Source organism: Staphylococcus simulans (assembly GCF_025561465.1).
GTDB classification, from domain to species: domain Bacteria; phylum Bacillota; class Bacilli; order Staphylococcales; family Staphylococcaceae; genus Staphylococcus; species Staphylococcus simulans.
The window spans coordinates 58,457-71,169 of sequence record NZ_CP095100.1 but is presented as its reverse complement, the minus strand read 5'-3'; the positions used below and the strand labels follow the sequence as shown (position 1 = coordinate 71,169).

Here is a 12,713-nt window from a genome sequence, read left to right as displayed (position 1 = left end):
TGCTAATTGATCTTCAACTTTCTTGAATTTGTTATATTATACACAACCTTAACATGCTAATATAAGATTATTGTTAAGGAGGAGAATTTTATGCATCAAGAAAAAACAAGTTCTACATTTCAATTTATCTACACTGCGGTCATTGCAGGATTATTATCAGGAATTGTCAAATTAGGTTGGGAAGTCATGTTTCCACCTCGTACTCCAGAAAGAAATGCTACTAACCCACCCCAACAGTTATTGCAGCAATTTGGATTTTCGCAAGATTTTACACACCAAACCTATCAATTTTCAGAACAAATGTTACCGTGGGTCAGCTTTATCGTTCACTATAGTTTCTCTATTGTGATTGCAATAATTTATATTTATTTAGCTAAAAAACATCCAATTGTTTATGCAGGTTATGGCGCTCTATTCGGCGTCTTTATATGGGTAGCTTTCCATTTATTGATTATGCCTGTTATTCAAACTGTTCCAGCACCTTGGGATCAACCATTTGACGAACATCTATCTGAATTATTTGGTCATGTAGTATGGATGATGACAATTGAATTAGTAAGACGTTATGCAATCTACAAAGATAAGACCTTAAAATCATAATATCATTTAACTTACGACTGTCCTTATTTTGACTAAGTATCACTTGTAACAAATTTTCTACAACTTTTATATACACAACTAATTCTCCTTTGATTGATATACAATAGTAATATATTGATAATTACAACAAAGGAGCATCAGTGTGGAAAAGCCAAAGACAATTCAAATGTTTGTTGAGAAGATGAATGAAAAAGCAGCTAGTATTAGTATGTCTCGTTCTATGTTTAAAAATCCTACGGGTTTAACGGAAAAGTATCAACTATCAACGAGTTATGATCTGTCATTGTTAACACTACATGCGAGTGCGAATGTGGATATTGTTAGAATTTGGAAGAAGAAGCATTATTCATTCTGGGTTAAGGGTCCTAATGCAAGACGTATGGATCTCACAACAAGAGTAGATAATGAAAAACTGAATCAATATTACGATATTTTAGGCGGCAAAACTGGAACTGTGGGCTTTATAAAAAACCTATGTCTTTTAATCTATGATGGTGAGACTGTCTATATCGTAACCTTGCTTAAAGCGAGAGGTAATCGATTCCATCAAGCTAAGTTACTTATTGATTATCTTTTAAATAAAGGTTCTCTAGATGGTGTAGATACAACAGCTTATACAGTTTTAAAATACCCGTCATGTAATCCTTATTTATTCACACGTTTCAAACCAGAAATTCTTATTTCTAAAAACGGTAATGCGCGCAACAACCCCGCAAGCCTAACTAAGCTATTGACGTTGTTGACCGCTTTAGATTATCCACTGGATTTAAATAAAAATTTAACTGTTAAGGCTGAAGACATGGCTGAAGATAACCTCAACGACATTAGAGAAGGAGATATTATCAGCTTAGATGATGCCTTACATTTAATATTACTGAGATCTTCAAATATTATGGCTAACATGCTTAGTAGATATGTCTCAGAGCACTATCTTTAACGCTTAAATACTTATATAAAAGTTACTAAATTAGCCTTATTTACGATAACCTTATTGCTCTCAATATTAATATAATAGTATTGATTAAGTAAGGAGGTTTTCTAAATGAAAGCAATTGTAGTAGGTAAAGATCATCAACCCCAAGTTACTGAGAGAACATTACGCCCTTTGAAATACGGTGAAGCATTATTAGACATGGAATGTTGTGGTGTGTGTCATACAGACTTACATGTTGCCCATGCTGATTTCGGCGATGTGACTGGCACTATTTTAGGTCATGAAGGTATCGGTATTGTAAAAGAAGTCGCTGAAGGTGTTACAAGCTTAAAAGTAGGAGATCGTGCAAGTGTGGCATGGTTCTTTGAAGGATGTGGCCACTGTGAATATTGTACTACAGGTCGTGAAACACTATGTCGTGAAGTTAAAAACGCTGGTTATTCTGTAGATGGCGGTATGGCACAAGAATGTATCGTTACTGCAGACTATTCTGTTAAAGTTCCAGATGGTTTATCATCAGAAGCTGCCAGCAGTATCACATGTGCAGGTGTCACAACATACAAAGCAATTAAAGAATCAGGCGTACGCGCTGGTGAATGGCTTGTCTTATTCGGTTTAGGTGGACTTGGAAACCTAGCTTTGCAATATGCGAAAAAAGTATTTAATGCGAAAGTTATCGCAGTCGATATCAATGACAGTCAACTTGAATTTGCGAAACAATACGATGCAGATGTCACTTTAAACCCTAAAGAAGTGGATGTCGCAAAATACATTCAAGAACATGTAGACGGTGCACATGCGGCAGTTGTTACAGCGGTTGCTAAACAAGCCTTCAACGCAGCTGTTGAATCTGTACGTGCTGGCGGTACTGTAGTCGCAGTCGGCTTACCAACAGAATCTATGGACTTATCAATTCCACGTTTGGTATTAGACGGTATTCGTGTTGTAGGTTCACTAGTAGGTACACGTGAAGACTTAAAAGAAGCTTTCCAATTTGGTGCTGAAGGTCTAGTCGTACCAAAAACACAATTACGTCCAATGGAAGATGTTCAAGATATCTTCAAAGAAATGGAAGAAGGTAAAATCAACGGCCGTATGGTTATTGATTTACGCCATTAATCATAATCTTAAAACACAACCAGTTTAAATAACACTTGATTAAAAATAGATAGAAGCTCTGAAGGAAATCTAATGAATGATATCTTTCAGAGCTTCTTAGTTTTTGTTCAATAAATATATTCAAATTAACCGTTTGTTATTCAACTTCTGCATCTTGTGCTAATGGATTATTTGAAACAACTTTACTACTTCCGCCATCACCGTAATTATTCGGTGCTTTGTCCCCTGGCAGTACCAATAAGTAGATGATATAAAGTGTAACTAAACCAGCAACCACAATACCGAAGACACCTGCGAATGCTGTGGCACCTAGTACCCAACCTTCGCTCGCATTCGCTGCCAAGACAACGCCAAAGAAGAAAACAAGTGTTCCAACTGAAGCAATAAAACCGCTGATATATGAAATAATCGCAAATAACATTGTACGGTTTGTATCATGTAAACGTCTAACCATCACAGTGAAAGATGGGATGATAATCGCAATGCCAAAGATACTACTTAATAAGCCTCCTGAAAGTGCCCCTAACACAGTTGAAATTAAAAAGTTAATCCAAAATGGATGCCAATAATCCGCTCGATCTGAACGTCCCTTCACATCTAAAAAGCGAATCCAAAATTGTTTATAGCTTTCAATAATTTGATTCGATTGATTCTCCATCGTATGCCTCCCCCTTATTTGTTAGGGTCATTATACCCACAACCAATTGAATATCTCAAATTAATTTTAAGTAAATAATTTGTTAATTCATATAAAGTGTTGCGTTCTTTAAGATAAACAAAAGTATAAAAAGAGACCTGAAATCAAAGCTGACTTCAAGTCTCCTATTTACTGTGTGTATATTGTTTTATCTTATTCTAAGACATCACTTTCTTCTGCTTTCTCTGACACTTTTCTCATAATCGGATCTGTGATTGGTTTAAAGATAATACCGATAATAAAGAATGCGATGCCGAAGATCAGAAGAATCACTAGTTTTTTGGTTAAAATTTCAGGCACAAAGCCACCGACCGCTTCTCTCATCACATCAATCGCATACGCAAACGGCAAGTATGGATGAATCGCTTGGAAGAAATGCGGTGTAACTTCAATTGGGAACGTACCGCCCCCACCTGCGATTTGTAGGACTAACAAGATAATCGCTAAGGCTTTACCAGGGTTTCCAAGTAATGATACCAGTGTATAAACAATCGTCACAAAGACGAGTGAAATAATCACAGATAACCCGATAAACCACGCCACATGTTCAACTTGGGCTTTCAAAATCACAATATCTCCAATAGAGACAATTAACGATTGAAGAATACCGATAATATAAAACAGACCAAGTTTTCCTAAGTAAGTTTCTCTAGTAGTAATACCCGGCAAGTCCGCAACATGCTTATTATCTGTCGTCAATAAGCTCACCATCAATAACGCACCAACCCAAATAGACAATGCTGTGTAGAATGGTGTACTTGCTGAACCGTAGTCTTTGACTGGGAAGATATCTTTTTCATGAATCTTAATCGGATTCGCAATGACATCTGCTTGTTTCTTCAAGTCATTTTTCAGTAAATCCACTAACTTATCTACTGCGTCATCATCTTCCACTTCATCAAAGAGCTTATTAGCTTTCGCTAAACCTTTCTCAAGATCCGGCAAGTCGTTTCTGATAAATTCAGCTAACTTATGCAAATCTTCTTTCGCTTGTGGTTGATTTTTATCTAACAATTGCACAATACGGTCATAACGATCAAACAGTGTCGGCAGATTCGCATTAACAGTTGCGGTAGTGTCCGCAAGTTGTTGTTCTAAACCAGGCAAGTCATTTCTCACGAATGATGCAGCACGTTCCACACCTTGTTGAAACTGCGGATAATAACGTTGTGCAGTCGCTACCGCATTTAAGTAACGTTGTTCTAATTGCGGTAAGACACTTTGGATTGTCTCAATACGATCACCTGCGACATCTAAAATAGATTGGCCTTCATCAATCACTTGTTGAATCGTATTCAGCTTAGATTGAACGGTAGAAAGTTTTGCCTCTCCTGTATTCAAGACAGACATAATGTCTTGTGACACATTGATTAAGCGTTGATTCAAGTCTGATTTAATATAGTTTCTTAAATCACTTAATGCATCATTAACATTCGGAATTTCTTTTAATAATTTTACTGCTTCAGCTTTACCAGAACTACCTTGTTTCAAGGCATCTCTCAATTGATTTTGGAGCTTAATCACATGATTGACTCTGTTATTTGCTGCTTCTAGGGTTTGAATTTCTTTAGATAAGTCAACATGTTCACGATTTTCTAGTTCAGACAAGATATCAATCAGTTGTTGGTTGGTCTTGCTTGTCACTTGCAGACGTTCAATCAAGTTATCTAACGTACTTTCAAATTCTTGAGGTTTGTCAGACGCTAAAATACCATAAGTTACTTCTTCTAGCGCTGCTAAATCTTGTTGGCTCGCTTCTGATTGTTGTTCTGTTTGTTGAGAAAGTGATAAGAGTACTTTTGATAATGAAGACTCCATCGCATTCGCATCATTTGGATTAATCGTATCCGTGTTATTTGAATCCTCACCATTAGTACTCATTTGTGAAGTACGTATTCCAGAGAAACGTCCATTATTTGTTGTACTTTGCGGTGCAGTTTGTGCTCTTTCGTTTAATTCATTTTGCACATTTTGATCGACTTCTTGTGCATTATCAATCACTTGTTGGTAACTGCCTACACGTTGTTTTACCGCTGATAAGTAACCTTGTGCTTCATTTAAACCTTGTTTGCCAGCTGTAACACCATTACTAGCAATGTCTACACCACGATTAATACGTGGGAAAGCTTGCGGTACATCATTTGAAGCAACATCTAAGGCACGCTCTATATTCGGTAAATATTCATTTAACGCTAAGATTAACTTCGCACGTTCATTCAATGCTGGAATGGCTGAATTCACTGCGTTTAATTTATCCTGCGCGTCTAAGATATCTCCTTTATATTGATTTAAACCTCGGAATTTATCTGCGTATTCATCTAATTGATCTTGGTTTTGGTCAAGATACAGAATCTTTTTCGCAAATTCATTAATTTTCGGTACTGAATCATTCGCAGTCTTCACTGCTTTTTGAATTTTATTAATCGTTGGTATTTCTTCCTCAAGTTTCACACCTAAACGATTGGCTTCATCTAACAATGCTTTTGTCACTGTTTCATTAAACTGTTCATTCGCTTTTTGAACAATTGCACTCGTTCCCGCATCTGTCATTTTCGGCGCAATCGCGTTTAATTTCTGGTTCACTTTGTATTCAACGTTCGCTTGTTGCGGGTCTTTTCTCAGTGTGCCAGTAATTTCGTGTGTAAACTTGTCTGGTATGTACATTGCGGCGTAATATTTACCCATTTTCAAATCATGGTCTGCTTTTTTCCGACTGACAAACTCCCAGTCAAAGTGGTCATCTTTTTTCAAGTTATCGACAATAGTGTCCCCGACATTGATTTGTTTGCCTCGGACTTTATCGCCATTATCTTCATTGACAACTGCGATTTTAATATTTTTGGTATTACCGTAAGGATCCCAAGTCGCATCTAAGTTGAACCATGCGTAAAAGGACGGCAATATCGCTATTCCGCCTAAAATCACTAAAACGGACGGGTGCTTGATAATTTTCTTTAAATCCATCAGGAACAGCTGTATCGCGTTCTTCATTTGTACACCTCTAAAATTTTTATATCTATTTTGGTTTCACATTAATTTCAAATTACTGTTTGTTTCTCTTGAATAAATTGATATAATGGCCTCATTAATAGGGTCACTCTTTAAAAGTTAACAACTATCAACAACTAGTCATAATACTGCTTTTAGTGTACCAAGTCAAACATCCGTTTGTACACAGTAAACTAATATATTTTAAGAGAGGTATTTCCATGAAGAAACAAAAACTATTGGTCTGTATGCTTTCTACTTCATTGTTAGTTCCATCTTTCCCTTTAAGTGATGTACAAGCAGAAACAACAGATAAAGTCACGGCACCTTCACAGTCTGATGCATCATCTTCAGACCGTGCCTCAAACACTAAACAGGACACACAAGAAAATCAAAAAGAAACATCTAAACCACATAAAGCATCCAAAACGCAATCATCTGATTCAGACACATCTCTAAAATCAGATGAGAAAGATGACGTTGAGTCAGAGTCTGAAACAAATACACAATCAAAAGATACATCTTCAACACCTTCAAATAACACAACACGAAATGAGGTTGAATCAGATTATGACGCACATACATTAGACTTCTTCAAATCTACACCGAAGCGAGATTCATCTAGCCGCTTCGAAAGCCTATTCAACCGTCTCTTCCCAAGTTATTCAAACCGTTCTGAAATTACGGATACCAATCAAGAGACAAGCGACTCTAACGCTAGCAATGAACAAGCTTTAGACAATAAAAATGAAACCTATTATCAAGGTCAGCCACAAACAAAAACACCGTCTGAAGAAACACCAATTGAAACAGACAAACAATCAGAAGACAGTACAACTACATCAAACGAAACAACACCTAAAGAAGATACACCTTCTAACCAAGAACAGTCATCTGACACATCTTCAAATACAACACCTGAAGCTTCTCAAGATGACCAAGATATCTTTAATAAACTAGATGAAGCCAGCAACAATGTCACAAACAATAATCAAGCAGATACTGAACAACCAACAGAAAACAAAGACTCAGCACACCCAAAACAAACTGATGACGCTAATCAATCAACACAAGCTAAAGAAACAGAAACAAATTCAAACAATGAAGATACAGCTGATAACCAAAACACAACTGGTTCAACACAATCAGAATCTAAAGAAGATACAGATGACACATCTTCTAAAGCAGATGACCGTGTCTTAGAATCTATTTTGGATCAATACAGTGAAGACGCGAAACAAAATAAAGCAGATTATGACGCACAAAAACAAAATGACAACAAATCTAATCAATCATCTGAAGATACATCCAAACAAGAATCGAATCAGAACGACACAAGCAATGCTTCTAACCCACAATTACCTTCAAAAGCACAATTGGAAAATAAGAAAAAACCAGCACAATCTTTTGAAGATGGTCTAAACCGTTCAGATATCAGAACAACTGCGACATTTGAATTATTACCAAATCTCTCAAGCGATAACAGTGAATCTGGTGACATCGCAGTAACTGAAAATAAAGACACACGAGACTTTATTAAAACGATTGCGAAAGATGCCCATGACGTCGGCCAAGATGAAGATATCTATGCCTCTGTGATGATTGCGCAAGCAATTTTAGAGTCTGATTCAGGCAACAGTACATTAGCGCGTGCACCGCATTATAACTTGTTCGGAATTAAAGGGGCTTATAAAGGGCATTCCGCAAACTTCAATACATTGGAAGACAGTGGAAGCAGTATGTATCAAATTTCAGCCGCCTTCCGCAGTTACCCAAGTGAAAAAGAATCGCTTGAAGATTATGCAGACTTAATCAAAAACGGCATCGACGGCAATCCCACAATTTATCAACCGACTTGGAAAAGTGAAGCAGCCACGTATCGTGATGCGACAAGACATTTATCACGTACGTATGCGACAGATACACGCTACGCAGATAAATTAAATAGTTTGATTAAGCATTATGATTTAACGCGCTTTGATAAGCAAACAATGCCAGACCTTGCAGACTATCAACCAAGCGATGAAGATCATGAAGGCGACTTCAAACCGTTTGCGGAAACTACAGACAATATGCCTTATCCACACGGTCAATGTACATGGTATGTCTATAATCGTATGCCGCAATTCAACAAAACAATCAGCGGTGATTTAGGTGACGCACGTAATTGGAATAACCGTGCAGAACGTAAAGGTTACCACGTCTCTTCTACACCTAAAGCACATACTGCAGTAGTCTTTGAGGCTGGCCAACAAGGTGCAGACAGTATCTATGGTCATGTTGCTTTCGTAGAAAAAGTAAACGGTGATGGTTCGATTGTGATTTCTGAATCTAACGTTCAAGGTTTAGGTGTGATTTCGTATAGAACAATCGACGCAGAGGATGCTTCAGAATTAAGTTATATTGAAGGACAAGATAAATAATACAAAAGTAACGCTCCATTCAAAGAACCAAGAAATTGGTTTTGAATGGAGCGTATTTGTTTTAACTCGATTATAATTGATTAAGATTGTTTCGCTTTACGACGTTTCACAAACCATGTAAGACCGCCGCCGATGATAATTAACGCAACACCTAATGGTAAAGCAGATTTCTTCACTATTTCACCTGTGGCTGGTAAATCAAAGTTACCTTCGTCATCAAATAGTCCACTTAAGAAATCATCAGATGAACTGCCTAATGATAATGCGCGACCTTGTGATGGGTTCGGAATATCAGGGATACCATCTAATACGCTGCCACCATTCGCTAACTTGTCTAATAAACTTGGTCCACCGAATAAACCAGATTTACCACCTAATAAGCCTTTATCTAGTAGACTACCGTTAGACTGATCTAGCAAGCTTGGCGTGTCTTTTAACGGTTCAAAGATATGACGGATATCTGATTTTAATCGCATGATATCACGGTCCGCTTGAAGTAAATCGTTAAGCGGTTGATCAAGTCCTGATTTGAGGACACTTAACAATTCAGCTTTCGCATCGTCTTTTTTCGCAATCACATTCGCCAATGCACGTGCTTTCGCATCATTGAATTTTGTGGCTAAAATCGTTTCAATCGCTTGGCGTTTATTATGTGCTTGGTCAATCACGTTGCCGATAATCTCATCCGCTGAAACATCTGAACCGTAGCGTTGTTTTAATAGTTGAACGAGTTCAGCACTATCTGGACGTTTCGCCATAATTTGACGTGCCATATCTGCCGCTTCGTTCTTATCAAATTTCGTCGATAACAGTGTTTGAATTAATGCTTCTTTATCATCCGCTTTATCAAACATAGATTGAAGCAAGCTGTCACTTGTGAATGAACCGAGTCCGTCTAATTGACTCAACACTTGGCTCGCAATTTGCGCATCTGTTTTACCTTTTGTATCGATGCGGTCAATAAGTTGTTGTGCACGTTGTTCATCTACAGTGCTGCCAATAATATCTTTAACAGCTTGTTTTTTGTCAGACGCTGATTTTAAATGATCTGAGATAATCGCATCTTGTTGTTTCAGACTGCTTTTTGTTTTCTCAATTTCATCTTTTAACTGCTGTGCTTTATCTTGTGAAATTTCGCTGCGTTCAGCTAATCTGTTTTCTAACGTTTGCAGATTCGCTTCTTTATTTTGGACATATTGATCTAAATCTTGTTTCGTTGTTTCTCGTGCAGTCGTCACACGGTCAATATCATGTCTAAGCGTACTCAATGCTTGTGAAGCTTGTGTATTCTCTTCGTTCGCTTTAGTTTCCTCATTGTCAGAGTGATTCGCTTCACCATCATTTAGTTTCCCATTATCAACTTTATGAGAAAGTGCTTCTAAATCTAAGATAAATGCATCAATACTTTGATTGGCTTTTTCCTGATTTAATTGCGCATCTGCCACTTGTGATGAAGGGTTTGAATCACTTGATTGTGCTTGTTGTGAAGCTTGATTTAAATCTTCACGCACCTTTTCTAATCGATCTGACACAGCAGTATCTTCCGTTCCTTGAGTAGTATTAGGTTCAGGTTGTGTCTCAGAACGATTTGCGTCTTCTTTTAATAGTGAAGCTGATTGTTCATCATTTTGAGTAGATGTATTGGATTGTGTTTTATTATCTTTCTCTAAATCAGAAGTTGCTTTCTCTTCTTTAAGTTGCGCTTCTTTCTCTTTCACATCTTTTAAGATTGCGTCTATTTGTGATACACGCTCAGCCTTACTGATATCTGTTTTGAATTTAGTTTTGTCACTGTCATTCATTGTTTTAATACGATCGATTTCTTTTTTCGCTGCTTCTATACGCGACTTGAGTGTTGTAGTATTAGAATTTTGTGTAGCTTTGACATCTGTCTGATCTTCCGCAACCACAGTAGGTGCAGACGTTAAGTTATAACTTAATAATGTCGTACTTAACAATACAACAGCACTTGAAAACTTAAATGAATGGCTTAATTTATTTTTATGATTTAAATCAGGGTATCTCTCTTTTTTCATTCACTTCACCTTTCCTCATCACTATACAGTTATCATTATATTAGTTTACACCTATCATTCAAAGAGGAAACTCACTTTTTATATGATTTCTTAATATATACTTACATTAATAATTGCTTATGTTTTCACACTATGGAAACTTGCTTAAACATCCCCTTAATCTTAGAATTAATATGAGTAGATCAATACACGAGATGTATTGAATAGTTAATGGAGTGATCAGTGTGAATGCTAAAATTGAGCAATTAAAAGAGATTATTGACAGTTCGAATAAAATCGTCTTTTTCACAGGTGCAGGTATTTCTGTTGCGAGTGGTATTCCAGATTTCCGTTCTGTCGGCGGTTTATATGAAGCTGTCGCAGAAAAAGGTTTATCCCCGGAATATTTATTAAGTCATGACTACTTACAAGATAATCCTGTAGGCTTTATGGACTTCTGTCATGAGTATTTATTATTTGCGGATAAAAAACCGAATAATGTGCATGAATGGATTGCACAGTTAGAAAAAGAAAATCGTTCACTCGGTGTTATCACACAAAATATTGATGGTTTGCATTCAGATGCAGGCAGTGAAAATGTAGATGAGCTACACGGTACTTTAAACCGCTTCTACAGCATCAACAACCCTAACGATGAGTATTCAAAACCTTACGTCATCGACCATCATTTACGTAACAGTGAACAAGACGGCAGTCCAATCAGACCAGATATCGTCTTATATGGCGAAATGTTAGACCAAATGACAATTATGAGCGCCATCAGCAAAATCAAACAAGCCGATACACTCGTTGTCTTAGGTTCATCGCTCGTTGTACAACCTGCCTCTGGTTTAATCTCAAATTTTGAAGGTGAAAATCTTGTCATCATTAATAAAGATGTGACACCTTATGACAGTGACGCAGATTTAGTCATTCATGATGATATGAAACATGTCATCAACGAACTCAATAAAATAGATTAATCCAAGTGGTTAATCTCATAATATTAAGCAACCCTCTGAGCATAAACTTCATACTCAGAGGGTTTTGTTTATCTTAATTTAGACGTCCTTAATAACGGACAGTCTTCATTCATTTTTATTTTCCTAAAGCTTTCAGCGTATCTAACGCAACTTGTTGGGCTGATTGAGGGTTTTGACCTGTGATTAATCGACCGTCTGAGACTACAAAGTTTGACCAGTCGTCACCTTTCTCATAGCTTGCGCCTTTATCAATTAAGGCATCTTCTAATAAATAAGGTAAGTTATCTGTGACACCCATTTGTGATTCTTCACTGTTAGAGAAGCCTGCGACTTTCTTACCTTTAATTAAGTTTTGGCCATTATCTTTAATGTTTAATAAACCTGCTGGACCATGACATACAGCTGTGACATAGCCATCGTTAGAATAGATTTTCTCAGCTAATTCAATGAGACCTTTATCTTTTTCAAAGTCCCATACAACACCATGACCGCCTGCGTAATAAATCACTTCATAATCATCTGGATTTACTTCTTCTGGTTTCAATGATTCATTTAACTGTGTCATGAATTGATGATCTGTATAATACTTCCAATCTACATCAGACATGAAGTCTTCTTGTAAACTTGCGGGATCAATGGGCACAAAGCCACCTTTAGGACTTACATAATCAATTTCATAACCTGCTTTATAGAACTCGTCCGCAAAGTGTACAACTTCTCCAAGCCAAGCACCTGTTGGACGTGGTAAATCTGGATATTTTGATGTGTTTGTGACTGCTATTAGAATTTTTTTCATTACGCTTCACCTCTCTCTATTTATTCACTGATTTGGAATTGATTAATCATAGCTCACAATTAAAATGTTCACTGCTGATCAGTTTTAACAATGTTGATATTCAGAAATTTAATTTCGTTCACATCGTCATAATTGTTAAAAAACCCCTTAAAAGTTGT

The 12,713-nt window shown here is 36.9% G+C and carries 9 protein-coding genes; 5 read left to right on the top strand and 4 right to left on the bottom strand.

Annotation, left to right across the window (positions count from 1 at the left end):
* Positions 1 to 90 precede the first annotated feature (90 nt).
* From MUA87_RS00285 to adhP, 3 genes are all read left to right on the top strand, one after another.
* On the top strand, positions 91 to 600 hold the full coding sequence (locus MUA87_RS00285; protein WP_002480246.1) for a YagU family protein: 510 nt from the start codon (positions 91 to 93) through the stop codon (positions 598 to 600).
* A gap of 142 nt (positions 601 to 742) precedes the next feature.
* Positions 743 to 1,537: a D-alanyl-D-alanine carboxypeptidase family protein gene (locus MUA87_RS00280; RefSeq protein ID WP_060803788.1), complete on the top strand. Its 795-nt coding sequence runs from the start codon at positions 743 to 745 to the stop codon at positions 1,535 to 1,537.
* Positions 1,538 to 1,642: 105 nt separating this feature from the next.
* A complete protein-coding gene (adhP, locus tag MUA87_RS00275) occupies positions 1,643 to 2,653 on the top strand; it encodes an alcohol dehydrogenase AdhP (protein WP_002480248.1) in 1,011 nt (336 codons plus the stop codon).
* A gap of 136 nt (positions 2,654 to 2,789) precedes the next feature.
* Here adhP and MUA87_RS00270 read toward each other — a convergent pair whose 3' ends face one another.
* On the bottom strand, positions 2,790 to 3,311 hold the full coding sequence (locus tag MUA87_RS00270; protein WP_107578790.1) for a DUF805 domain-containing protein: 522 nt from the start codon (positions 3,309 to 3,311) through the stop codon (positions 2,790 to 2,792).
* Between the two features lie 192 nt (positions 3,312 to 3,503).
* The gene (locus MUA87_RS00265) at positions 3,504 to 6,341 is read right to left on the bottom strand and encodes a YhgE/Pip domain-containing protein (RefSeq protein ID WP_262551006.1); all 2,838 of its coding nucleotides are present in this window, start codon (positions 6,339 to 6,341) and stop codon (positions 3,504 to 3,506) included.
* A gap of 218 nt (positions 6,342 to 6,559) precedes the next feature.
* Between MUA87_RS00265 and MUA87_RS00260 the strand changes: the two genes are divergently transcribed.
* Positions 6,560 to 8,761 (top strand): amidase domain-containing protein, encoded by a 2,202-nt coding sequence (locus MUA87_RS00260; RefSeq protein WP_262551004.1) that lies wholly within the window; start codon positions 6,560 to 6,562, stop codon positions 8,759 to 8,761.
* 80 nt (positions 8,762 to 8,841) lie between these two features.
* On the opposite strand, the gene MUA87_RS00255 is transcribed toward MUA87_RS00260, so the two are convergent.
* Entirely contained in the window at positions 8,842 to 10,797 is a 1,956-nt protein-coding gene (locus MUA87_RS00255; RefSeq protein WP_262551002.1) for an LPXTG cell wall anchor domain-containing protein, read from the bottom strand.
* Positions 10,798 to 11,021: 224 nt separating this feature from the next.
* On the opposite strand from MUA87_RS00255, the gene MUA87_RS00250 reads away from it, so the two are divergent.
* Positions 11,022 to 11,759 (top strand): NAD-dependent protein deacylase, encoded by a 738-nt coding sequence (locus MUA87_RS00250; RefSeq protein ID WP_002480254.1) that lies wholly within the window; start codon positions 11,022 to 11,024, stop codon positions 11,757 to 11,759.
* 115 nt (positions 11,760 to 11,874) lie between these two features.
* On the opposite strand, the gene MUA87_RS00245 is transcribed toward MUA87_RS00250, so the two are convergent.
* Positions 11,875 to 12,555: a type 1 glutamine amidotransferase domain-containing protein gene (locus MUA87_RS00245; protein WP_002480255.1), complete on the bottom strand. Its 681-nt coding sequence runs from the start codon at positions 12,553 to 12,555 to the stop codon at positions 11,875 to 11,877.
* Positions 12,556 to 12,713: the final 158 nt, after the last annotated feature.